This is a genomic window from Candidatus Planktophila sp., assembly GCA_030681675.1.
In the GTDB taxonomy this organism is placed as follows: domain Bacteria; phylum Actinomycetota; class Actinomycetes; order Nanopelagicales; family Nanopelagicaceae; genus Planktophila.
In genome coordinates, this window is record JAUXRP010000003.1 from 58,494 (window position 1) to 82,319 (window position 23,826).

Sequence of the window (23,826 nt, forward strand, 5' to 3'; positions counted from 1 at the left end):
TATGCGTTTACTAAAAACGCTCTACTGTGAAAAAAATCCCGTTTAGGTTTTTTCTGACCTGTCCGCGCTGGGCTTTTGCCGCGAAGGATTCGCGAGCCGCGCTGAACTGTTGGCTAAGTATGGCAGAGGAGAGCTAATTTACCTACTTTAACGCCAGATTTAGCCCTTTGAGCGCGCGTGAACGTTCTGAAGGAGCCCAAAGCCGATTAACGTGGCGAACATTGATGATCCTCCATAGGAGATGAATGGAAGGGGTACACCAGTCATTGGCATGAGTCCAAGCGTCATCCCAATATTTTCAAAGAGTTGGAAGGCAAACCATGCGATTACCCCCGTGGTCATTAAACGCCCAAAGGGATCGGTTGTGCGCCGAGCAATGGAAAAGGCGCGCATGAGCACCAGCAGGTATAAAAGGAGAATAAAACCGCTTCCTATGAATCCAAGCTCCTCACCGGCAACGGTAAAGATAAAGTCAGTTTGCTGTTCAGGCACAAAACGCCCATTTGTTTGAGGGCCATTGAACAGGCCAGTTCCGAGTAAGCCACCAGAGCCAACGGCGATTCGAGCTTGTCGCAGTTGATAACCTGAGCCTTGCGTATCTGCGTTCGGGTCTACGAATGTTTGCAAACGATTAAGTTGATACTCGCTAATCACACCGGTTTTTGTCGCCACCACTGCTCCTAGAACTGCAACAATGAGTAAACCGGCGACCCAACGCGATGGTGCGCCAGAGACGGCAATAATTGTTACGACAGATGCACTAATAATAAAAACAGTGCCCATATCGGGCTGAATAATAATCAACAGGACTGGTAGCCCTGCAATTACTAGCGCCTGTATTACATCTTGCGAAGATGGTTCATTACTATTGTGGCTTCGCTCCGAAAGCAACATTGACATTCCAATAATAATTGCAATCTTTGCCAGCTCTGCCGGTTGAATTTGAAAACCACCTGGTAAGGCAATCCATGCACGTGCACCATTTACAGTACTTCCAAGCGCGGGAATCAAGACCATGACTAAACCAAGTACGCTCAAACCCCAAAAAATAGGTGTATACGCCCGCAGTAATCGATAATCAATAACCGTTGTGCCATAGGCCAATAAAACTCCTATTGCAATATTAATGACATGACGTTTTAAGTAATACTGTGGATCTAAACCATTGCGCGCATACCAATCACGTGTTGCTGCATAGACCAATAAAGTACCCATCACAAGAAGTAAAGCAACTGCAGCAGTTAGTACTGGATCAAACCCATGAAATATTGATGATCGACTACGGCGATATAAGCGTTGGCGTGCAGATATCTGACTCATGGAGTTACCTTAGGCTTAGTTGCTGGAGAAATCTTAGGAAGCTTTACGGGTGGTTTTCCATCTACAAAGAGCGCTGCACCCGGAATTACTTCGTTTCCTCTGACTCCAAAGAGCGCTTCGTAAATCTTGCGAACCCCAACACCTGATGTTGAAGCACCAAATCCACCTTGGCTAACCATCATCACTACTGCAAATCGTGGTTTTTCAGTTGGTGCATATGAGGCAAACCACGATGTGTTGTCTTTGAGCGAGCCGTCGAGGTTGCGACCAAATACTTCTGCCGTTCCAGTCTTTCCACTGACTGATATTGGGAATCCTGAGAAAGCTCCCGCGCCGGTTCCGGAGATAACTACTTCGCGCAAAGCGCCGTGTAAAAACTTTAAAGTCGATTTAGAGGCAGTCAATTTACCTAGCTTTTGAGGTGACATAGTTTTAATAACTGTCCCATCGGTTTTAACAATAGCCTTTCCAATCATCATCTGCCAGATAGTTCCACCATTACCGATAGCTGCATACATCTGAGTCAACTTCAGTGGAGTAACAACAGTGTCACCTTGACCAATGGAAAAGTTCACGGCATCTCCTGCACGAATCTTGTCACCATCCACGCAGTTTTCTTTAGCCAGTAAAACTAAGAATGGCGTCTGCTGCGCTTTAGTTGCTCGATCCGTATAGTTACAGTAAAAATCTTTGTTCTGTTGATACCAACTCTTTTTATATGCTCTATCGGCCAGACGTGACGTTGATTCAGAAGGTAAATCAATACCAACCCTTTGAGTGATTTTAAAACTTTGAGCGGCCTTAAAGAAATAATCATTCGGGTTGGACTTTGGGCGAAGGCCACCATCTCGTAACCACTCATCAAAGGCTATTCGATACCAAATGGTGTCACATGAGTCGGCAATGGCTTTCTTTAAACTCATTACTCCCTGCGATCTACTTTCAAAGTTTTGAAAAGCTCTATCTCCAACTTGAACTTCTGACGGACAGTTATAAGATGCGTTGAGGTTATAACCCGCAGATGCCGCGGCAACGACTGAAACAGATTTAAATGTAGATGCTGGAGCAAATAGCCCTTGCATCGCGCGCGAGAGTGCCGGAACGCCTTTACTCTCACTATAAAGATCTGATGCTTGTTGAACCGTTAATCCTTTTTCGAAGGCGTTCGGATCATATGTTGGATATGAAGCCATGGCTAAAACTTGACCATTACGGACATCCATCACGACGGCTGCACCGGAATCAGATGTATATCCATTTGCCCGGCCTCGCAATACTGCATCAGCTAGTGCAACCTCTACAGCCGCTTGTAACCGCGCATCCAGTGAAGTTACTAAGTGATTGCCCGGAATAGATTCAGTGTTTTGGCCTTGCGCAGTAATTGCCTCTTTTCGATCAACAATTAGCGTTTTTATGCCTGGGGTTCCTCGCAGATAAGAATCATATGAAAACTCTAAACCTGACTTGCCAATTGACTCGCTTCGAAAATACTGTTTTCCATTTCCTTTAGCAAGATCGCTATCGGTTAATGGACCAACGTAACCTAGAACATGCGCGGCATTGAGCCCAGCAATTCCTGGATAATTTCGAATCGCTATTGGTTCGGCATTTACACCAGGAAATTGATCGGAGCGTTCAACGATCTGAAGTGCAGTTTCTGTATCAGCCTCTTTTGTAATCGGAATCGGTTGGTAGCGTGAACCCGTCCAACACCCGGCCCTTTGACCAGTTGGCAACTCCCCACACAGACGAGTGTTGCGATAAATATCTCTATATTTGAGTTTTAAGAGTTTGCTTAAGCGTTTCATAACGCTTACGCCTTTATCTTGCTGCAGATCAATGGCGATTCGATCTATTGTTATTGCTAGTCCTACTTTGTTTAAAGCCAGAGGTACACCAGATGAGTCAACGATTAATCCACGTGTTGCAGGATATATAACATCTCGACTTTGAATACTTAAAGCTGCTTCGCGATACTTAGGTCCGGCCGCTACTTGGAGGTAGAAAAGTCGACCAAATAAGGCGACCATGAGTGAAATTACTAAAATTTGAAAGACAAGTAGGTTCAGTCTCGAGCGCTGGTTCATATCTTTGACCGCGTATCAAAGGTAACTGCATGTAAACGGGAAAAAATTGGCAAAACTATTGGCGTTATGACAAGCGACCATGTTGAAATACCAAAAATAGTAATCGCGATTTGACCGAAGTTTCCAAATTGAAGGCCAAATAAGAGGGCAGTAAACACATAGGCACATTCAACTAAGAGAACTGCAGTGGTGGTAAAAAAGGTAAAGCCCAACGGACTTCCCGATAGGCCATCATTTCCAGATCCAAAATATGCAACGCCATAACAAGCGGCAATCATTAATAACGTCCACTGCCCAATTGGACCACTCGAACTCTGAGAAAAGTCCATTAAGAACCCTCCGAGAAAGCCTGCGAGGGCAGCCACTTCGGGTGTACTCAGTATCGCCCAAACCAATGTGAAGATGAGGAAGAGCGAGAAGCCACCACCAGGTAAACGAAATTGATTAACTACTGCCTCCTGAAAGACATACATCGTGAGAAATATCGGCAATGCAATGTAAATCTGGCGCGCGGTCATAACTAATTACTCCGTTGGAATCGGCGAAGGCGTGACGAAAATGGTTACCGTAGGAATTGGTGTTGGCTCAGGTTTTACAGGAACAAGGGCATCGCCTGGATTCATCAGTGGCGCACCGAGAACTACTGCGACTACGCCAAGAGTAGAAAAATTTGTATATAGGTGCACTGTTGCGCTCTGCGCAATGGAACCGGCCGAGTTATCAACGGCAGTTACATATCCAACGGGTACTCCAGGAACAAATGGTCGATTTGCAAGGCTTCCCCGCGAGAGCAATATATCTCCCACTTTTACATTAGTTAAATTGTCGATTAATTGAAGGCTTGCCGAACGAGTTCCTTGACCAGAAAGAATGCCTATCTGCTGGGTTCCTGCAATCCGGATTCCAATTTTAAATGATGGATCAGTTGCTAATGAGACCAAGGCTGAATTGGAATAAACCTCTTTAACAACTCCTGCTAACCCAGCCTCTGATAACACGGTCATGTTCTTTCTAACACCTGCTTTTGTTCCAGCATCTATTGTAATTGTTTGTGAAAAAGATTGACTAGATCCCTGACTAATTACTCGAGCGTTCACAATTTTATAGCCAGCTGTGCCCGCCAAATCCAAAATAGTTTTTAATTGATTCAATGCCGCATCTGCACTCTTACGAGTTATTAATTGGGCTCTTAACTTGGCATTTTCGGAACGTAATTTCTCAATTTGAGTTCGAGTACGACCTAAGTGAGTTAGATCTGAAAAAAAGTTTTTGAAAGGAGTAAGTACTACATTTCCAGCACGCTGAAATGGAGAAAGTACGCTCTGAGTCCCCGACCGTGCATTTTCAAGCAATCCGACACCTCGTAAATCAAGGGTGATCATAAATAGAGCGGTAACGATGAGAATAATTAAGAGCAGACGGTTTCGCCCTCCACCATCTCTGCGCATTGCTTTAGAGTTCCTATCGGCGAGGTTCGGAAATTAAAACTTTTTCTAAAGCTTCAAACTCTTCGATGCACTTTCCAGATCCTTCTACAACGGCATCGAGGGGGCGCTCTGCAACATGAATCGGCATTCCCGTTTCTTTACGGAGACGTTCATCAAGGCCTTTCAGCAATGCACCGCCGCCGGTCAAAACAATTCCACGATCCATAAGATCTGAGGCTAACTCCGGTGGCGTCTTATCCAGCGTGCTCTTGACCGCATTTACTATGGCATTGACCGGCTCTTCGATAGCTTTGCGAATCTCTGCCGCTGATACGACGATTGTCTTTGGAAGTCCCGTGGCTAAGTCACGTCCACGAATTTCAGCATCATTTTCACCGGCTAGAGGATACGCCGAACCGATAGCCATCTTGATCTCTTCTGCTGTGCGCTCACCCAAAAGTAGCGAAAATTCACGCTTAACCCAGTTAATAATAGATTGATCAAGTTCGTCACCACCGACGCGAATTGAGAGCGAACAGACAATTCCGCCAAGAGAAATAACTGCAACTTCAGTTGTGCCACCACCGATATCAACGACCATATTTCCAGTCGGTTCATGAATGGGAAGACCTGCTCCAATTGCGGCCGCCATTGGCTCTTCAATAATATAAACTTTACGTGCACCTGCTGCATAGGCCGCATCTTTAACTGCGCGTTGTTCTACGCCAGTAATTCCTGAGGGTACACAGACAACAATGCGAGGCTTTGCTAAATAGCGACGGCGGTGAACCTTTTGGATGAAGTAACGCAACATACGTTCGGTAGTTTCAAAGTCCGCGATAACGCCATCTTTGAGTGGACGAATTGCAACGATATTTCCTGGAGTACGGCCAATCATATCTTTTGCCTCTTTACCAACGGCTAAAATTCCGCCAGTATCTTGATTGACTGCAACTACTGATGGCTCGTTCAAAACAATTCCACGCCCTCGCACGTATACGAGAGTATTCGCAGTGCCGAGGTCAACGGCCATATCCCGGCCAATAAACGACATTCTGTTTTGTGACGCCATGCTTATACTCCTTGATTAATTAGGGAAGAAAATTTTAATCTCGCGCGCGGCAGATTCTGTTGAATCGGAGCCATGCACAATATTTTGAACTACTTTAGTTCCTTGATCTCGAGCTAAGTCCCCACGAATCGTGCCAGGTGCGGCAACTGTTGGATCGGTCAGACCAGCTAGAGCACGAAATCCCTCGATAACGCGATTACCAGATGCAACGATGGCAACAATCGGACCTGACATCATGAACTCAACGAGCGGCTCATAAAAAACCTTACCAACATGTTCTGCGTAGTGTTGCTCTAGCAACTCCCGATCGGCGTGTAACATTCTCAATGCATCAATGGAATATCCCTTGGCTTCGATACGGGAAATGACTTCGCCTACTAAGCCTCTATGGACCCCATCTGGCTTTACTAGGACCAGCGTTTTCTCAATGCTCACCTGCCTATTCTATTGGCCCTTTTCCTGGGCCTGTGCCATGAGGGCTGCGCGAGCAGCCTCGCCCTTTCGCCCAACAATGATGGCAGCGACCCATAAGCCCGCAAAAATCATCCCTATGACAATAAAGGATGGCACGAAGAAGCCAAAGGAGATCATGAAAATCTGAAGTATTGAGGCAAGATAGAAAGCTGAGCGGTGCTTGAGAAACCCCGCTGTCATAAATAGCAGAAATGAGATTATGGAGCCGTAGATGATTGTCGAGGCAGATTGATCCTTAGTTGCTAGCAAGATTGCAAAACCAAGTGCCAATGACTCCATTACCAGTACCGATGCACCTAAAACTCTCACTGAGAGAACCTCTTACGAATGTAACTGCGAGCTTGGCCAACGGTAACTACAGATCCCGTCACAATGATTCCAATCGTGTCCTCACTGAGCGGACGGAGAGCATCACTGACTGCGCGATCAAGGGCTGCATGAAGTTCACCCACTTCAAAAACTCGATCGGCTCCAAAGACTTGTGAAGCGATTTTTTCAAGTTCCCCCGATGGCATTGCACGATCTGATGAGCTTTGAGTAACTATTACATGATCAACAACGGATTCTAACTCTTGCAAAATTCCAGCGGCATCTTTATCACCAAATACTCCTACAACTGCCACAATCTCATCAAAGTTAAACTCGTTCGCCAATGTCTCTGCAAGTGCCTTTGCACCATGCGGATTGTGTGCCGCGTCCAGAATAATTGTCGGCTCGCGATGAACAACTTCACAACGTCCCGGTGATGTGACTGCAGCAAAACCGCTGCGGACGGCCTCAATATCTAAAGGCTGTTCACCAAAGAACGCTTCCACTGCAACTAGGGCACTTGCGGCATTGGCGGCCTGGTGCTTGCCATGTAGCGGAAGAAAAATATCTTCATAGACCTCGTGCATTCCTTTGATTGTAATTAATTGACCACCTACTGCTACAGCACGAGATGCAAGTGAGTATTCGATACCTTCGCGAACTACATCGGCACCAACTTCAGCGGCTTTTCGAATTAACTCTTTTGCCGCTTCGGGCTCTTGCTGAGCCAGAACAATAAAGCCACCCTCTTTAATAATTCCAGCTTTCGTACTGGCAATCTCGTGAAGAGTGTGGCCCAAATACTCCATATGATCAAAGCCAATTGGCATGATTACTGAAACGTCGGCATCAATGACATTTGTTGCATCCCATTCTCCACCCATGCCAACTTCAATTACGGCCACATCAACGGGATGCTCGGCAAATGCGACAAAGCCGAGTGCAGTAATGGCTTCAAAGAAGGATATTGGATCTGGAAATTTCGAATCAATCAAATCTAAATATGCTGCAATGTCGTTATAAGCAAAAATCAATGCTTTTGGGTCAATTGGCTGACCATTAATTGCAATACGTTCTAGATAAGTCTCTAGATGCGGACTCGTAAAACACCCTGTTCGAAGGCCATGTGCAAACAAAAGCGCGTCAATCATCCGTGTTGTGGTGGTTTTACCGTTCGTCCCTCCCACGTGAATGGTTGGATAGGTCAACTGCGGTGAGCCGAGAATATCTACAAGAGCGGCAATTCGCACAGTCGTAGGGGCAATTCTTATTTCAGGCCAACGCGCTAGAAGCGCCTGCTCTATCGCATCTATTCGTTCTTGATCTTCTGGCGAGATAATCATGCCTGGAGTAACTTTAACAATTGTGCAGAGATGCGTTCGATATCTGCCGATGTCTTCTCTAATCTCTCTCGAATCTCGACAACAACGTTCTCAGGGGCATTAGCCATAAAGCCTTGGTTATTTAACTTTACCTCTGCGGTTTGCTTATCTTTTTGTGCGCTAGCTAAATCTTTTTCAAGTCGAGCTCGCTCTGCGCCAACATCGATTGAGTTAGTTAAATCAAACTCAACCGTCACATTTCCGATTTCACAATGTGCAGTTGGTGTGATTTCGCCTAAATCCAGCCGTAAAACAAAAGCCATCGCACCTAAGTACTCATTTAAGTGAGCTGGAGCAACAAAGCGGGCCGGAATCTTCTGTGAAGTTTTAATTCCTTGGTCATTACGGAATCTACGCACATCAGTAATAATCTCTTGTATTTCGCGAACTAACTTTTCAGCCTTTTTATCTATGTGGTCTGCCTGAGCTAGTGGCCACTGCGCGATTACTAGGGATTCTCCACCAGTTAATGCGGTCCACATTGTTTCCGTTATAAACGGCATGATTGGATGCATTAGGCGAAATAGTTGATCGAGAACAAAACCAAGTACCCGCTTAGTTCCTTCGGCCTTTCCAGATGAGAGGCTCTCTTTTGAAAGCTCTAGGTACCAATCACAAACATCATCCCAAGCAAAGTGATACATCAGTTCACATGCACGCGCAAATTCGTACCGCTCGAGGAGAACATCAACTTCTGAAATCGTTTCAGATAAACGGTTTAGAATCCACTTATCAATTTCATTAAGAGTTGAAATATCAGGTAGGTCACCTTTAACGGTGGCACCATTTAGCATTGCAAAGCGTGTTGCATTCCATAGTTTGGTCGCAAAGTTACGAGAGCCTGCGATCCACTCTTCAGCAATGGCTTGATCTTTACCTGGGTTTGCACCGCGCGCCAGAGTAAAGCGCAGTGCATCGGCGCCGTACTTATCCATAAACTCAAGTGGGTCAACGGTGTTTCCCTTTGATTTCGACATTTTCTTACCGAATTGATCGCGTACTAAACCGTGAAGAGCGATAGTATGAAATGGCTGCACGCCATCCATTGCAAAAAGTCCAAACATCATCATACGAGCCACCCAGAAGAACAAAATGTCATAGCCGGTTATTAGGACGGAAGTTGGATAAAACTTCTTTAAATCATCGCTTTGGGCGGGCCATCCAAGCGTTGAAAATGGCCAGAGCGCCGATGAGAACCAAGTATCTAATACATCTGGATCTTGTGTGTAACCAGATGGAGCCTGTTCGCCAGGTCCAACTACAACTACTTCACCAAGCGGTCCATACCACACTGGAATTCGATGTCCCCACCACAACTGGCGTGAAATACACCAGTCATGCATGTTATCGATCCAATCAAAATAACGGGGCGCTAACTCGTCTGGTTCAATTTTTACGCGACCATCTCGGACTGCATCCCCTGCCGCCTTTGCAAGTGGTGCAACTTTTACAAACCATTGTTTTGATAATCGTGGCTCAACTGTGGTGTCGCATCGAGAGCAGTGACCTACTGCGTGAATGTACGGACGTTTTTCTTCCATGATGCGACCTTCTGCGCGAAGAGCTTCAACTACGGCTTTGCGTGCATCAAAGCGATCCATGCCATCAAATACCGTTCCTGATCCATCCATTACACCGTGCTCATTCATAATGACAACGAATGGAACGTTATGACGTACCGCCATTTCAAAGTCGTTTGGATCATGGGCTGCAGTTACTTTGACCGCACCAGTTCCAAAATCCATTTCAACTAACTCATCGGCAATAATTGGAATGTATCGATTTGCAAGTGGAAGCAAAACAAGCTTCCCAACTAAGTGCTTATAACGTTCATCGTCTGGATGAACTGCGACTGCACCGTCGCCAAGCATCGTTTCGGCACGAGTAGTTGCCACAGTGATGTGAATGTCGCCTTCTCCGTAACGAACTTGAACAAACTCGCCCGCATCGTCCTGATGGTCAACTTCAATATCTGAGAGAGCAGTTAAACAGCGTGGACACCAATTAATGATTCTTTCTGCGCGATATATAAGGCCTTGGTCATAGAGTTTCTTAAAAATTGTTAGCACTGCGGTGGATAGTCCAGCATCCATTGTGAAAGCTTCACGTGACCAGTCGACACTATCGCCTAAGCGACGCATCTGATCTAAAATCACTCCCCCCGATTCGGATTTCCACTCCCAAACTTTCTTTATAAACCCATCTCGGCCTACGTCATGACGTGTGAGACCTTGTGTCGCTAACTGCTTTTCAACCACGTTTTGTGTTGCAATACCGGCGTGATCCATTCCAGGTAGCCACAATGTCTCAAAGCCCTTCATGCGTTTCATGCGTGTGAGGGTGTCTTGCAACGTGTGGTCTAAGGCATGTCCGATATGCAACGAGCCCGTGACATTTGGAGGTGGAATAACGATGGTGAAGGGTGGCTTTGTAGAGTGCGGATTGGCTCTGAAGTATCCAGCGGCGACCCACTTTTCATAGAGTTGCGCCTCAATATCGGCGGGTGAAAAGTTGGAAGTTAGCTCGTCGGACATAAGGAGCAGTCTAGATTATGCGCTCTTCTCCTCTTGACCCTTTTGCCCTCGTGAACGCTTTGGAATATCGCCTGAATGCTTAATGAACTCTGGTTGTGCACCGGATTCAATGCAATCTTTGGTTACTAAGACCTTTGCGATATCGCTTCGGCTAGGAACGTCATACATCACTGAAAGCAGCACAGATTCCATAATCGCGCGCAAACCACGGGCACCTGTTCCGCGGATGAGGGCTAGGTCTGCAATTGAATCGAGAGCTTCCATTGAAAATTCAAGTTCGACGTTATCTAAATCAAAGAGGCGCTGATACTGCTTGACAAGGGCGTTTTTAGGTTCAGTAAGAATCCTCATCAGGGCGCTCTTGTCTAAATTTTCAACACTAGTTAAAACTGGAAGCCGACCAATGAACTCAGGGATCATGCCAAATTTCAATAAGTCCTCAGGCATAACATCGGCGAAAATATCCCTGCGGTTCTTCTGCTTAGCATCCTGCAAGGTTGCATTAAATCCAACGCCTGCCTTACCGCTTCGTGATTCGATAATCTTCTCAAGTCCAGAGAAAGCCCCGCCAACGATAAAGAGAACGTTCGTAGTGTCAATCTGAATAAACTCCTGATGAGGATGCTTACGTCCACCTTGTGGCGGAACCGAAGCGATTGTTCCTTCTAGTATTTTTAGTAAAGCCTGCTGAACACCTTCGCCTGAAACATCTCGGGTAATAGAGGGGTTCTCTGATTTTCTAGCAACTTTATCGATCTCATCGATGTAAATAATTCCTGTTTCAGCTTTTTTGACATCGTAATCTGCGGCCTGCAGAAGTTTAAGCAAAATATTCTCAACATCTTCGCCAACATATCCTGCCTCGGTCAATGCAGTCGCATCTGCTATTGCAAAAGGCACATTGAGCATGCGCGCAAGAGTCTGTGCCATTAAAGTCTTTCCGCAGCCGGTTGGACCTAAAAGTAAAATATTGGATTTTGCTAATTCAATTGAATCATCACGATGCCCACCCTGCACACGTTTGTAATGGTTATATACGGCGACCGAAAGCGATTTCTTGGCGCGATCCTGACCAATGACATATTGATCGAGAAATTCAAAAATCTCTTGTGGTTTCGGGAGTTCTGCTAAGCCAAGAGATGTAGCATCGGAGAGCTCTTCAACAATAATTTCATTACAGAGTTCAATGCACTCATCACAGATATAGACGCCAGGACCGGCAATAAGTTTTTTAACCTGCTTCTGAGTTTTCCCACAGAAGGAGCATTTGAGCAGATCGCTAGTTTCACCGATTCTTGTCATGGCCAAAGTTTAGATTCTTAAGCGATTTTCCGCCTTGGTATTTAAGCCTGTCTGTGTTCGCCGTAAGAATAATCAACGTTGCTTTTCTGGCATTTTCATATCTTTAACTCCAGGGACTGTCAGAACCAAAAAACCTACAATGACATGAAAAATTGAAGCTCCAATTAATAACTCCTTTTCGCCAAAGAGGTTGACTGCTGGACCAACAAGTGCCATTCCTAGCGGCATTAAGCCAACCGAGCCCATGTGATCTAGAGAAAAGACTCGTCCCTGTAACTCCCGAGGAACTTCACGTTGGATTGCAGATGCCCAAAATGCCTCCCATGGACCCACGGAAAAGCCGGCGAGCAGATATGAAATAACAACAAATGTTTGAGAGATTGGGAATGCAAGTGAGAGCGGGGCGATTATCAGTAGCATCCACACGAGAACTGAAAACTGTCCTTGGTGCTTAATCTTTAACTTCACACAGGCGATTGCTGAGATGATTCCACCTACAGAAAACGCGGCCGCCGAAAGCGCGAAGGCCGTATTTGTGCCAAACTCTCGGCGAGTAATTACTGGCAGCAAAACGACCTCAGCGGCCAGTACGACCATGAGTTGGAAAGATGCCATGGCAATCATCGCGCCAATCCATGGTATTTCAATAACAGTGCGCAAACCTTCACGCATTTCAACCATAAAGGGTTCTTGTGGCTTTCTATCGGTGTTCATATCCTCTTTAATCTTCGCCAAGAAAATAGTCCCTACGGCAAATGCAATGGCAGTAATGAGGAATGTGAGTCGACCACCAATTAAAAATACTGAGACTCCGCCTATGCCAGGTCCAATAATCGAAGCGGATTTAACAACTATGCCACGCGCAACATTTCCTGCAGGCAATTTCTCATCGGGCAACAGTGAGGGCATGATGGCACCTGCTGATGCCGCGCCGAAAGCATCTCCAACTCCCATTAAAAAAACAGCCAAACCTAAGAGGAAATGCGGAAGTTGCGGAGCTGAAACAAAAACCATTGAAAAGACAATTCCCGCTCGTGATAAATCAGCCACAATCATTACCTGTTTGCGTGGCAATCGATCCGACCAAACACCGGCAAAGGGTGCAAACAGAACTCCCGATAAAACGCGCGCCCCGAGAATTAAACCAAGTGATGTAGCCGTCCCGCCTGCATCTAAAACTGTAACGGCGAGCGCAATCGGAAAGGCCGATGCGCCAAGAACAAAGATTGTCGTTGATATCCAAAAGAAACGGTACCCCTTGTATGACCAAAGGGAGCCCGCCTCAAATAGCTTCATACCTGCAGATTACTGGACAGGCTTAGCCTTACGAGATGCCAATACTTGATCAATAATTCCGTATTCCACTGCCTCGACGGCAGTTAAAATCTTGTCGCGCTCAATATCTTTTTCAATCTCAGCTGCAGATTTAACAACGTGGCGCGCGAGAAGCTCTTCCTGTAAACGCGCGATTCGTGCAATCTCTTTAGCCTGAATCTCAACATCAGATGCCTGTCCACCACCCTCAGATGAAGGTTGGTGAATCAAGATACGTGAGTGCTCGAGTGCATAACGCTTTCCCTTTGCACCTCCTGCAAGGATTACTGCCGCCGCCGATGCCGCCTGTCCAAGGCAGATAGTGCTGATATCAGGGCGAACAAACTGCATCGTGTCATAAATTGCAGTCAAGGCGGTAAAAGATCCACCGGGTGAGTTGATATAAATCATGATGTCGCGATCTGGATCCATGGATTCTAGAGTTAACAACTGCGCCATTACATCGTTGGCAACTGTGTCATCAATTGGTTGGCCCATAAAAATAATGCGCTCTTCGAATAGTTTTGTGTATGGATCAAGACGCTTGAATCCATAAGCGGTCTTCTCTTCAATTGTTGGAAGTACGTAACGTGCGCTGATTTCCTGAATATTTTTCATTACGCTTTTCCTCCGAATACTTGACCATCAGATGTTGCAATGTGATCGATGAAGCCGTATGCCTTCGCATCTTCGGCGTTAAACCAGTTGTCACGATCAGAATCGATAAGAATCTTTTCGAGAGTTTGGCCTGTGTGCTTTGCATTAATTTCAGCCATTGTTCGCTTGGTAATCGCCATCTGCTCGGCTTGAATTCGAATATCTGTAGCCGTTCCACCGATGCCGCCAAGTGGTTGGTGCATCAAGATGCGAGCATTAGCTGTTGCAAATCGCTTTCCAGGTGCACCAGCAGTAAGCAGGAACTGACCCATCGATGCTGCGATTCCCATTCCAACTGTTGCAATATCGTTTGTAACGTATTGCATTGTGTCGTAAATGGCCATACCGGCAGTAACCGATCCACCAGGTGAGTTGACGTACAAATAAATATCTTTATTTGAATCTTCGGCAGCTAGAAGCAGAATCTGCGCGCAAATTGCATTGGCCATATCATCTCGAACTTCACCGGCTAGGAAAATAATGCGCTCGCGAAGCAGGCGGTTATAGACCTGATCATCTAAGCCAATCATGCCGATGTTTGACGAGCGAGCTTGTATCTGTCCAACTTGTGGGCTAAGAAAATCCACGGGTCTTCCTTCCGGTTGCATGTTTAATACCTGTAGTGAGGCTAACAATGTTGCGCACTAAATGCTTCCCACATTGATGAAAAAGGAGCGTGATACGCCTTATGTTCGCTTAGGGCTAAAGCCCATCTGTTAGAAGCAATTCGAGAATTAAGCCTCGTCCACCACATCAGCGAGTTCGGTCTTTGGGCGAAGTGCCTCAAGATCGATCACATTGCCCGATGCATCTTTTACGGTGATTCGGCCCAAAACTGAGGCCAAAGCTTTGGCACGAGTTACCTCGGCGACTAACTGTGAAATTTGCCCGGCTTTTTGCAACTCTTCTGCAAACTGCTGCGGAGCCATTCCATATCGCTGTGACGTACGGACTAAATACTCAGTTAGTTCGATTTCAGTAACTTGAACATCTTCGGTCGCCACAATCGCATCGAGTAAGAAATCCGACTTAAGTGATGAACGGACCTGGCCATCGACCTCTGCGCGATGTTCGGCATCCTCCAAACGACCTTCACCTTCAAGGTGTTGGGTAACTTCAAGCTCAACCAAATTATCTGGAACGGGAATATCTAGGTCGGCCAAAAGTTTTTCAACTAAGCGATCACGGGCTTGAGCTCCTTGTTCCATCTTCTTTACCCGACCAAGACGCTCAACAAAATCGCTCTTGAGTTCGGCCAAGGTATCGAATTCGGATGCAAGTTTGGCAAATGCATCATCTACCGGTGGAAGTTCGCGCTCTTTAACCGCTTTGACTCTCGCTTCAACTTCTCCTTTTTCGCCTTCGGCTTGGCCAACAAGTTGAGATTCGAATTTCTTAACCTCTCCCGCAGACATTCCAATCAAAATCTCATCCAAGCCTTCAATCATGCGATCTGAACCGACTTCGTATGAAATATCGTTCGCCTGTCCGCCCTCGACAGATTCACCATTAATTGATGCATCCATATCCAGGGTTGCGAAGTCGCCTTTAACAATTGCACGCTCTACCGTCGTTAATGTTCCAAAACGTGTGCGCAGTGATTCAATCTGCTCGTCAACATCTGCATCGGATACGACAACGTCATCGACTTCAATGGTGATTGTTGAAAAATCCGGCAATGTAACTTCAGGGCGAACATCAACTTCAACGCTAAATGCAAGTTTTTCATTATCGACAAACTCTTTAACATCGACAACTGGGCGACCAATAACTGCTACTGAATGCTCCTGCGCCGCTTTGCCGTAGAAATCTGGAAGTGCGGCATTGAGCGCCTCATCCAAAACTGTTCCTCGACCAACGCGCTGGTCGATCATCGCTGCTGGCACTTTTCCTTTACGAAAGCCCGGAATATTTACCTGTGTGGCAATCTTCTTATAAGCATCTGCTACATGTGAGCTCATCTCGCTAAATTCAATCTCAATATCAAGACGTACTCGAGTTGGAGAAAGTGTCTCAACGATGCTTTTCACGGATACTCCTAAATAAGTTATTAAAAAGTAAAAAGAACTGGTCGGGGCGGGGAGATTCGAACTCCCGGTCTCCTGCTCCCAAAGCAGGCGCGCTAGCCACTACGCTACGCCCCGAGGCGCAATGCAGGAGTCTAGACGAGATTTCACTCATCACTTACCGACCCAGTATCTTTAGCCTCTACTCACCCTGCGGGTGTAGCTCAATGGTAGAGCCCCAGCCTTCCAAGCTGGCCATGCCGGTTCGATCCCGGTCACCCGCTCCATAGTTTTCAAGCGGTGAGTCCATTTTCTTAACTAACCGCCTTCCACATTAGCGGTAATACTTTCTTCCTAAGGACTGATCACCCAGGCCATCGCATGTTCCAGTCCCCACCAGGACAGACATAGTTTTTTCGCTGATGAGATTTACCCGTACCGATTGTTGGGAACTCGACCAACAATGAGTTGCCCCAATAGTGATGTCTGAGGGCTTTTTCCATGTGCTCGCATTTGAAGAGACCATCATTTGGGTAGGTGCACCAGATGCATTGAGTCCGCCTATCCGAACAATTCCACTTGCATCAAGCGAGAACATAATTTGAGATTGATAGGCACCGTCATATACCAAACGATCATTTTCAGTGCTCTCGCTTATAAACCACATGCCGTCGGTAGTGCCGGGAACTCCTTGCGAAATACTCCCGCAGCCTGTGCCTGGAATTGGATTAGAGCCGGGTGCGCCTAATTTTGCTAACCAAATAGATTTTTTATCCGAAGAATAAAACTCATAAGGACAAACGCTATGAAGTGCGTTGCTGTTTGAGAAGTGTGATTGGACAATAAATTTATTAGTAACAGCAGCATTATCAACCCAGAAGTCAAATGCAACACTTGTTTCGCCGAGTTTATACCAACCTAACTGCTCGCCCGCTTTTACTGGCGTCGCTTTAACAGCTTGTCCGGCACTGCTATTGGATGGTTCAGAAGGAACCACACCTGCGACTTTTCCAACGACACCCTTTATATGAAAAAACTTTACTGAGATTCCGCAACTCGCTTCAAAATATAACGAGTACTCCGGCTTATATGTATCAGATGAACCCGGAGGTTTGTAATAACTTGCCGAAGTTAGAGTCATATCGATTGGCGCAAAGATGGGAAGCTCTTGTCCTGCAAATTCTGTCGCAGGGTGCACATATGATCGAACTGCAATTACTCCGCCGGATCCCGTCTGTTCTCCAATTGGAGTGACAACGCGAACATATTTTGGATCAATAAAGTTATAAGTAAACTCAGGGGTTTTAGTACATGAGTTTTCCGGAGAACTAATGGGTGCAGGAGTATTAGTTTGTGAATCAGGGGATTTAGATGGTGAAGGTGTATTTAACGGCGTTCTGCTACTGTGCTGTGGCGTTGGCTTAGATTTCACCAATAACTGCCAAATCTTCTTAGCTCCAACTTTCTTACAGATCACAGTTCTGCCAGGTCCATCGCCTCGTTGCTGATTCACTTTGGCGCAAGACGAGCCGACTAGTGATTTGGCTTGAACCGACGGCGCTATGGCAATCAAGAATCCGACAGATAGAATGAAAACCAATGTGGAAGTCGATGCGCGGAGGTATTTCACATGATGAGTGAAGCAGTGGAATGACATTTATTCAACCCATGGGGAATTGAATGCAGTGAATCTGAAGTTAAATCAGTAGAAAATAAATCCCCTGACAGCAAATCGGAGGAAAGTCAGGAGTTAAAAAGGACTAGTAACTACTAAGAAATAGCTAGCTCAGGGTGCTCTGGGCTAGCTATTTTTTTAATGAGTACTTTTCTTAAAGCTAATTAGCCATCGAAGCAGCACCACTAGCCGATTGTCCCTACAAGAATTTGAGTACTTATTCCGCTCGCGGCAATACTTGCAGCTCCATTTGCACCTGAAGTTAAGGTCACAATAAGTGAATATGAACTCGTAGTCGATGCACCATTTAAAACCACATCTGCGATTATCGAGACTGTCGATCTATTGCCACCGGAGTAGATGCTTCCGTATGCCACTGAATACGAACTACTAATTACCGGATTGTCTCCGGAAGAAGATAGCGACATGCCCAATCCATAAGTGAATACCGATGAATTGGCATCATAGGTATTTATCAACAATCGAACAATGTAACTCTTTCCAGCTGCAAAAGTTCCGAAAGAGTCAGAGGCTTTAGTACTTCCAGCGATTCCCGCCAAATTTCCTGTAAACGCGATAGAAGTGAATTTGGCAGTTGAAATTCCTGCAGAACCGGTCAATCCTGTATCTCCTTTGACGCCTGCTGCACCATTTGCACCAGGTGTTCCATTTGCACCTGCTATGCCAGAGACGCCATTTGAACCTGCAAGACCGGCAACTCCATTTGCACCGGTCGCACCTGGCGTTCCATTTAATCCAGCATCACCCTTACCTCCGGCTACACCACTTGCACCTTGTGCACCAGTAGTTCCAGCCGATCCAATTAGTCCTGCAGCGCCGGTTAGTCCTGTATCGCCTTTTGCTCCTGGATTTCCTGTTGCACCTGTCGCACCGGTTGAGCCCGTTGAGCCACGATCTCCAGTTGCTCCACTTAAGCCACGATCTCCAGTTGCTCCCCTTGCACCAACTGCACCTACTGCTCCGGTTGCTCCGGCTAAACCTGTAATTGGTGCCACTCTATTTTTAGATTCAGAAGTTTTGAGAGATGTTGCAACTTTCCATGCACCTTTTGTTTTTGGTCCGTATAGATTTGCATTCTTTATATCGATATAGAGATCGCCATCTATCCCGATTGATTTTGTAGGAATTCCACTTCCGCTAAGGATTGTGTTGAGTGTTTGTGAAGTAGCGCGCCCAGCTTTTTTAACAGTGACGGATGTTTTAGCAGCAGATTCTGCACCTTGCATTGTGAAGAGAGTGATCGCAAGTGAAATTGCAATAGTTTTACTACGAGTGCTCATGGGGAAATTCCATTTCTCTATACTGGGAATGAACTGTCTTTCAGTGTGACCTTCGCGACATTCCCCAGAAATAAGGGTTTCCCAGCGAGAAATTCCGCGTATGCGACGGGTGTCCCCCATTGATACAGCCCGCGTCAAGGAATTATTCACATAGAGTTTTAAGCATGAATTACTAACATCTTCAGCATCAAGGAGTTAATTAGGGGTAGTCGATGACGAGGGGTCACTGGCGGTTCCAATAGAAGAAAGGTAGACATTAAAATGTCATCAAACAAGAAGATTGCGGCAGTTGTTTTAACAACAGCCGCACTTTCAATTGGCTCGGTTGGGATTGCAACTGCATCTCAAGCTAAGTCAACTTCAGTTCGTACAACTATTACTAAGACCACGGTTAATGCATTTGCTAACCCAATGGCAGGACAGATGATGGGTAATCGAGAGAGTGAATTTAAGAGCATTCTCGCAGGGCTTGTAACTAAGGGAACAATTACTCAAGCACAGTCAGATGCGATCACTGCAGCAGTAACTGCTGCTCGAGTTGCTCATGATGCGAATCGTAATGCAAATTCTGCAGTTAATAGTGCACGTCGAGAAGCGCATGAGGCGCTAATCGCCACAACTATTGGCATTGATGCAGCGACAATCAAGTCACGCCTTGCTGCCGGTGAAACACTCGGCGCAATTGCAGGTGCAAAGAAATCTGCGTTGATTACTGCACTAGTTGCAGAGGCGACCAAAGCAATTGATGCCGCTGTTACTGCAGGTAAAATGACTGCAGCGCAAGCAACAAATCTTAAGACAGGTCTTACTGCCCGCATCACCGTTGCAATCGATTCAGTTCGAGGCGCAATGGGTTCTGGCATGGGCGGAACTGGCATGGGCGGAACTGGCATGGGCGGAACTGGCATGGGCGGAACTGGCATGGGCGGTTTTGGACATGGAGATATGGATGGCGGTCGCGGACATGGTGACATGAATGGCGGTCGCGGTATGGGAATGAGGCCTTAAAGCTCTGAAAAATGTAACCTCCTCCTAAGGGTGAAAACCCGCCACGTGTTCAATCACGTGGCGGGTTTTCTTTTTCTTGTGCGGGTTAATGGCAGGATGCAGGTATGAGGATTCATATCGGCAGCGACCATGCCGGACTTGAACTTAAAGCTGCGCTCGTTGAATATCTTGAATCAAAAGGTCATAGCGTTACAGATCATGGCCCTTTTGAATTTGATGCAGTTGATGATTATCCCGATTTTTGTATTCCAGCTGCGATTGCAACGGTGGCAGATTCAGGTTCACTCGGAATCGTCTTAGGTGGCTCAGGCAACGGTGAGCAAATAGCTGCTAATAAAGTTAAAGGCGTTCGCGCAGCCCTTGCATGGAGTATTGAAACTGCTCAGCTTGCTAAAGAGCATAACAATGCAAATGTGGTTGGAATCGGTGGGAGAATGCATTCAGTAGCGGAATGTAAAGGGATTATCGATGCTTTTATTGAGACACCATTTTCTAATGATGAACGACATATTCGACGCATAAATAAAATTACAAAGTACGAAGATACATCAAGTCTGTAACTCGGTGATTTTTGTCAATCCCTTGTCCTTCAAAGCGAGTTACGGGGCGCCACTCAGGTTTATCGATTACTCCCCCGCTAAATCGAGATGATGAACTAAAAACAATCTGCATCGACTCGGCATAAGGTACCCAATCGGTTGCTAAATGAAAGTATCCGCCTATTTTTAGCTTAGATGAAACGAGCTCCAGAAAAGCTGGTGTAACTATTCGACGCTTGTGGTGTTTGGATTTTGGCCATGGATCTGGGAAATAGAGATGCACGCCATCAAGGCTTTCATCGCCGATCATGTAAGGCAGAATTATATGTACGTCATCTTCAATGACTTTTATATTAGTGATCGCTTGCTCCTGAATTCGAGTCAAGAGTTTGCCAATTCCTGGAGGATGAAGGTCTACGGCTAAATAAGCGTCTTGTGGAGAATTTGCAGCCATGATTGCCGTAGCTTCGCCCATTCCAAAGCCAATCTCCATGATAATTTTTTGAGCCTCTGGAAATATCGCTTGCAGATCCAAAATTTTATTCTCGACTGGTATTCCGTGAATCTCTTGCAGTAAACTTTTTGCAGCCCTTTGAGCCTCTGTAATTCGAGTACCTCGAATACTGTAACTGCGAATTGAAGGGCGTTCCATGGGGCAAGAGTGTCATGGTTGGCTTGATACCTACAAAAGGAGCTAAAAATGCCAGGAGTCAATATCTCTCGGACCGAGGCGGCAGAGCGCGCATCGTATTTGCGGGTTGAAAGTTATAACGTAACTCTTGATGTTACTACCGGTGCAGATACTTTCTACTCAAAATCCGACGTCAGATTCTCATGCAATACTCCTGGTTACTCCACTTTTATCGATGCCTGTGGTCAACGTGTAATTTCTGCCAGCCTGAATGGGAATATCGTCGATACAACTGACTTCGATGGTGAATCAATTTTTTTGCAGAATTTGCAAACCGAAAATCACTTAGTTATTGAAATCGAAGGTATCTACTCTAAATCCGGCGAAGGTTTGCAGCGTTCGGTTGATCCAGCTGATGGTGAGATTTATCTTTACTCACAGGGCGAGACTGCCGATATCCGACGCATGTTTGCCTGCTTTGATCAGCCTTCATTGAAAGCCACATTTGCCTTAACCGTTACAACACCTGGGCATTGGGAAGCGATTTCAAATCACCCAGTTGAATCCACAGAAGTTATCGGTGATAAGAAGTTGTGGAAATTTGCAACGACTCCGCGAATTCCAACATATCTTGCCGCACTCATTGCAGGTCCTTACTCACATGTCCACGATGTATATAAAGGTCAAAAAGAGGTTCCTCTTGGAATCTACTGCCGTAAATCAATGGCTCAGTATTTGGATCCAGAGGATATTTTCCTGCTCACTAAGCAAGGTTTTGAATACTTTGAAAAAACATTTGGGCTTGCTTATCCTTTTGACAAATATGATCAGATTGCTGTCGTTGACTTCAATGCCGGTGCAATGGAAAACGCAGGAGCAGTTACTTTTGCTGAGGCTCTACTAGTTTTTCGCTCGCGTGTGCCCGAAAAAACATATATGTATCGCGCCAATGTGATTTTGCACGAAATGGCACACATGTGGTTTGGCGATCTCGTCACAATGTCATGGTGGGATGATTTATGGCTCAATGAATCCTTTGCCGAATTCATGTCATACTCTGCTTTGGCCGAAGGCACGCGCTTTAAAGGTGGCTGGGCCAGCTTCAATAGCGAACGAAAGAACTGGGCATATCGCCAAGATCAACTACCTTCCACCCACCCAATCATTACCGATATGGTCGATATCGAGGCTGTAAACTCTAACTTTGATGGAATCACGTACGCCAAAGGTGCATCGGTTTTGCAGCAGTTGGTTTTCCATGTCGGACGTGAAAACTTTATTTCAGGACTGCAGAAATACTTTGCTAAGCATGCATGGGCAAACACAACCTTGAAAGATCTCTTCGATGAGTTAGAAGCAACAAGTGGAAGATCATTGGATGCATGGGCAGCGACTTGGTTACATACGGCAGGTATAAATACGCTAAGCCCGGAACTGAAATTTGATGGCGATACATATGCCTCCGTTGCAATTAAGCAGGTTCCTCCTGCTATACCAGCAGGTTCCACAGAACTGCGCCCACATCGCTTGGCAATTGCCCTTTATGACATAGACAATGAATCTTTGAATTTACGCAGATCGATTGAACTCGATGTTGCTGGTCATTTGACGGTTGTTCCAGATTTCGCAGGAGAAAAGATTGCTGATCTCTTGCTCATAAACGATCGTGATCTTTCTTATGCAAAACTACGCTTTGATTCGCGCTCTTTAGCCACCCTTAAAACCCATCTTGGAAAGATCACTGAACCTTTGACGCGCGCACTATGTTGGGCAGCGGTCTGGGACATGCATCGTGATGGGGAAATTGCGACGAGTGATTTCTTGGATATCGCTTTTGCTGGACTACCTGGCGAAAATGATGATGCAGTTGTAAATATTACATTGACTCAGATGTATACATCGGTCGAGTCATACTGCACAGATGATCAGCGCAATGAGATGCGTATAAAAATTGCAAAGGGATTGGACAAACTCACAAAGAACGCAGTTCCTGGCAGCGATCTACAACTTTTATTTGCCCGTGCATTTGCTCAAAACGCAGTCACTTCAAGCGATATTGAATCGGTTCGGGCACTACTCAATGGCTCAGCGCCAGGACTTGTTGTAGATGCTGATCTTCGCTGGTTCTTTATTATCGCTTTATCTGAAAGGTCGGCCTTTACTAAAGCCGAACTAGATGCCGAATTAGCACAAGACAACACCACGAGCGGTAACTGTTTCTATGAAACTGCGGTATCGGCCGCTCCAACTGTTGAGGCAAAGGATTATGCCTGGAATAAAATTGTAAATGAGGAGATTATGAACTCAGTTCGAACGGCATTAATTGCCGGTTTCCAGCGCCCGATTCAGCGTGATTTGTTGGCTAACTATGTTGATCGCTACTTCGATTCAATCATCTCCGTCTGGGAATCAAAATCATACGAGGGCGCGGCAAAAATTGTCTCTGGACTTTATCCAACCTGGGTACTCTCTCAAACAACTATTGATAATACAGATACATGGCTCGATTCAACTGGAAAAGAGGCTCCGGCCGTGTTGCGCAAGTTAGTTGTGGATGCGCGAGATGGATTAGTGCGTGCCTTAAAAGTTCAGGGCTCTGTTAATTAATTGTTGTAATCGATGAGTGCGTCTTGGATGTTCGTGGTCGAGATGCAACCCATGAAAGACCAGCGATAAGAAAAAACATCGCTACTGGGATTACAAAAAAAGTGATGGCGGTTTCTATTGCGCTCAGACCTGGGCCAGCGACGGTGCCATCTTCGACAGTGCTCATTAAAAATTGCATGGG

At 45.9% G+C, this 23,826-nt stretch carries 21 protein-coding genes and 2 tRNA genes; 4 read left to right on the top strand and 19 right to left on the bottom strand.

The features are described from left to right. Positions 1–159: 159 nt before the first annotated feature. From rodA to Q8K48_00905, 15 genes are all read right to left on the bottom strand, one after another. On the bottom strand, positions 160–1,320 hold the full coding sequence (gene rodA, locus Q8K48_00835) for a rod shape-determining protein RodA (protein ID MDP1850945.1): 1,161 nt from the start codon (positions 1,318–1,320) through the stop codon (positions 160–162). Beyond that, positions 1,317–3,407, bottom strand: a complete 2,091-nt coding sequence (gene mrdA, locus Q8K48_00840; GenBank protein ID MDP1850946.1) for a penicillin-binding protein 2 — start codon at positions 3,405–3,407, stop codon at positions 1,317–1,319. Before mrdA ends, rodA begins: the two co-directional genes overlap by 4 nt. Further along, on the bottom strand, positions 3,404–3,925 hold the full coding sequence (locus Q8K48_00845; GenBank protein MDP1850947.1) for a hypothetical protein: 522 nt from the start codon (positions 3,923–3,925) through the stop codon (positions 3,404–3,406). Before Q8K48_00845 ends, mrdA begins: the two co-directional genes overlap by 4 nt. Before the next feature lie 6 nt (positions 3,926–3,931). Next, complete coding sequence (gene mreC, locus Q8K48_00850) at positions 3,932–4,855, bottom strand: rod shape-determining protein MreC (protein ID MDP1850948.1); 924 nt, start codon at positions 4,853–4,855, stop codon at positions 3,932–3,934. Positions 4,856–4,868: 13 nt separating this feature from the next. Continuing rightward, a complete protein-coding gene (locus tag Q8K48_00855) occupies positions 4,869–5,906 on the bottom strand; it encodes a rod shape-determining protein (GenBank protein MDP1850949.1) in 1,038 nt (345 codons plus the stop codon). A 15-nt stretch (positions 5,907–5,921) separates the two neighbouring features. After that, entirely contained in the window at positions 5,922–6,335 is a 414-nt protein-coding gene (gene ndk / locus Q8K48_00860) for a nucleoside-diphosphate kinase (GenBank protein MDP1850950.1), read from the bottom strand. Between the two features lie 15 nt (positions 6,336–6,350). Beyond that, positions 6,351–6,689 carry a DUF4233 domain-containing protein gene (locus tag Q8K48_00865; protein MDP1850951.1) on the bottom strand — a complete coding sequence of 113 codons (339 nt, stop codon included), beginning with the start codon at positions 6,687–6,689 and terminating at the stop codon, positions 6,351–6,353. Continuing rightward, a complete protein-coding gene (locus Q8K48_00870) occupies positions 6,686–8,032 on the bottom strand; it encodes a folylpolyglutamate synthase/dihydrofolate synthase family protein (protein MDP1850952.1) in 1,347 nt (448 codons plus the stop codon). Before Q8K48_00870 ends, Q8K48_00865 begins: the two co-directional genes overlap by 4 nt. After that, the gene (locus Q8K48_00875; protein MDP1850953.1) at positions 8,029–10,605 is read right to left on the bottom strand and encodes a valine--tRNA ligase; all 2,577 of its coding nucleotides are present in this window, start codon (positions 10,603–10,605) and stop codon (positions 8,029–8,031) included. Before Q8K48_00875 ends, Q8K48_00870 begins: the two co-directional genes overlap by 4 nt. Before the next feature lie 15 nt (positions 10,606–10,620). After that, on the bottom strand, positions 10,621–11,907 hold the full coding sequence (gene clpX, locus Q8K48_00880; protein MDP1850954.1) for an ATP-dependent Clp protease ATP-binding subunit ClpX: 1,287 nt from the start codon (positions 11,905–11,907) through the stop codon (positions 10,621–10,623). Positions 11,908–11,979: 72 nt separating this feature from the next. Further along, entirely contained in the window at positions 11,980–13,203 is a 1,224-nt protein-coding gene (locus Q8K48_00885; protein MDP1850955.1) for an MFS transporter, read from the bottom strand. Between the two features lie 9 nt (positions 13,204–13,212). After that, entirely contained in the window at positions 13,213–13,839 is a 627-nt protein-coding gene (locus Q8K48_00890) for an ATP-dependent Clp protease proteolytic subunit (protein MDP1850956.1), read from the bottom strand. Next, complete coding sequence (locus Q8K48_00895) at positions 13,839–14,408, bottom strand: ATP-dependent Clp protease proteolytic subunit (GenBank protein ID MDP1850957.1); 570 nt, start codon at positions 14,406–14,408, stop codon at positions 13,839–13,841. The genes Q8K48_00890 and Q8K48_00895 overlap by 1 nt, the downstream gene beginning before the upstream one ends. 204 nt (positions 14,409–14,612) lie before the next feature. After that, positions 14,613–15,908 (bottom strand): trigger factor, encoded by a 1,296-nt coding sequence (tig, locus tag Q8K48_00900; GenBank protein ID MDP1850958.1) that lies wholly within the window; start codon positions 15,906–15,908, stop codon positions 14,613–14,615. 38 nt (positions 15,909–15,946) lie between these two features. Beyond that, positions 15,947–16,022, bottom strand: a tRNA-Pro gene (locus tag Q8K48_00905). A gap of 75 nt (positions 16,023–16,097) precedes the next feature. Between Q8K48_00905 and Q8K48_00910 the strand changes: the two genes are divergently transcribed. Then, positions 16,098–16,171 (top strand) — tRNA-Gly (locus Q8K48_00910). A gap of 47 nt (positions 16,172–16,218) precedes the next feature. Here the strand turns inward: Q8K48_00910 and Q8K48_00915 are convergent. Both Q8K48_00915 and Q8K48_00920 read right to left on the bottom strand, forming a co-directional pair. After that, positions 16,219–17,514, bottom strand: coding sequence for a hypothetical protein (locus tag Q8K48_00915; GenBank protein ID MDP1850959.1), 1,296 nt, complete (start codon positions 17,512–17,514; stop codon positions 16,219–16,221). A gap of 230 nt (positions 17,515–17,744) precedes the next feature. Further along, positions 17,745–18,860 (bottom strand): collagen-like protein, encoded by a 1,116-nt coding sequence (locus Q8K48_00920; protein ID MDP1850960.1) that lies wholly within the window; start codon positions 18,858–18,860, stop codon positions 17,745–17,747. A gap of 261 nt (positions 18,861–19,121) precedes the next feature. On the opposite strand from Q8K48_00920, the gene Q8K48_00925 reads away from it, so the two are divergent. Both Q8K48_00925 and Q8K48_00930 read left to right on the top strand, forming a co-directional pair. After that, entirely contained in the window at positions 19,122–19,868 is a 747-nt protein-coding gene (locus Q8K48_00925) for a hypothetical protein (GenBank protein MDP1850961.1), read from the top strand. A gap of 104 nt (positions 19,869–19,972) precedes the next feature. Further along, positions 19,973–20,428: a ribose-5-phosphate isomerase gene (locus Q8K48_00930; protein MDP1850962.1), complete on the top strand. Its 456-nt coding sequence runs from the start codon at positions 19,973–19,975 to the stop codon at positions 20,426–20,428. Here Q8K48_00930 and trmB read toward each other — a convergent pair. After that, positions 20,397–21,059, bottom strand: a complete 663-nt coding sequence (gene trmB, locus Q8K48_00935) for a tRNA (guanosine(46)-N7)-methyltransferase TrmB (GenBank protein MDP1850963.1) — start codon at positions 21,057–21,059, stop codon at positions 20,397–20,399. The two genes, Q8K48_00930 and trmB, sit on opposite strands and share 32 nt — an antisense overlap. A 48-nt stretch (positions 21,060–21,107) precedes the next feature. Between trmB and pepN the strand changes: the two genes are divergently transcribed. Continuing rightward, on the top strand, positions 21,108–23,645 hold the full coding sequence (gene pepN, locus Q8K48_00940; protein MDP1850964.1) for an aminopeptidase N: 2,538 nt from the start codon (positions 21,108–21,110) through the stop codon (positions 23,643–23,645). Here pepN and Q8K48_00945 read toward each other — a convergent pair. Then, a complete protein-coding gene (locus Q8K48_00945) occupies positions 23,638–23,823 on the bottom strand; it encodes a hypothetical protein (GenBank protein MDP1850965.1) in 186 nt (61 codons plus the stop codon). The two genes, pepN and Q8K48_00945, sit on opposite strands and share 8 nt — an antisense overlap. Between the last annotated feature and the right edge of the window lie 3 nt (positions 23,824–23,826).

Bases quoted from the DNA above. Each gene is read 5' to 3' on its own strand.
- Q8K48_00855 (MDP1850949.1), bottom strand. From the start codon at position 5,906: ATGGCGTCACAAAACAGAATGTCGTTTATTGGCCGGGATATGGCCGTT.
- Q8K48_00930 (MDP1850962.1), top strand. From the start codon at position 19,973: ATGAGGATTCATATCGGCAGCGACCATGCCGGACTTGAACTTAAAGCT.
- clpX (MDP1850954.1), bottom strand. From the start codon at position 11,907: ATGACAAGAATCGGTGAAACTAGCGATCTGCTCAAATGCTCCTTCTGT.
- Q8K48_00845 (MDP1850947.1), bottom strand. From the start codon at position 3,925: ATGACCGCGCGCCAGATTTACATTGCATTGCCGATATTTCTCACGATG.
- Q8K48_00925 (MDP1850961.1), top strand. From the start codon at position 19,122: ATGTCATCAAACAAGAAGATTGCGGCAGTTGTTTTAACAACAGCCGCA.
- Q8K48_00875 (MDP1850953.1), bottom strand. From the start codon at position 10,605: ATGTCCGACGAGCTAACTTCCAACTTTTCACCCGCCGATATTGAGGCG.
- Q8K48_00920 (MDP1850960.1), bottom strand. From the start codon at position 18,860: ATGAGCACTCGTAGTAAAACTATTGCAATTTCACTTGCGATCACTCTC.
- Q8K48_00945 (MDP1850965.1), bottom strand. From the start codon at position 23,823: ATGCAATTTTTAATGAGCACTGTCGAAGATGGCACCGTCGCTGGCCCA.
- rodA (MDP1850945.1), bottom strand. From the start codon at position 1,320: ATGAGTCAGATATCTGCACGCCAACGCTTATATCGCCGTAGTCGATCA.
- Q8K48_00895 (MDP1850957.1), bottom strand. From the start codon at position 14,408: ATGATTGGCTTAGATGATCAGGTCTATAACCGCCTGCTTCGCGAGCGC.
- Q8K48_00870 (MDP1850952.1), bottom strand. From the start codon at position 8,032: ATGATTATCTCGCCAGAAGATCAAGAACGAATAGATGCGATAGAGCAG.
- trmB (MDP1850963.1), bottom strand. From the start codon at position 21,059: ATGGAACGCCCTTCAATTCGCAGTTACAGTATTCGAGGTACTCGAATT.
- Q8K48_00890 (MDP1850956.1), bottom strand. From the start codon at position 13,839: ATGAAAAATATTCAGGAAATCAGCGCACGTTACGTACTTCCAACAATT.
- Q8K48_00885 (MDP1850955.1), bottom strand. From the start codon at position 13,203: ATGAAGCTATTTGAGGCGGGCTCCCTTTGGTCATACAAGGGGTACCGT.
- mrdA (MDP1850946.1), bottom strand. From the start codon at position 3,407: ATGAACCAGCGCTCGAGACTGAACCTACTTGTCTTTCAAATTTTAGTA.
- pepN (MDP1850964.1), top strand. From the start codon at position 21,108: ATGCCAGGAGTCAATATCTCTCGGACCGAGGCGGCAGAGCGCGCATCG.
- mreC (MDP1850948.1), bottom strand. From the start codon at position 4,855: ATGCGCAGAGATGGTGGAGGGCGAAACCGTCTGCTCTTAATTATTCTC.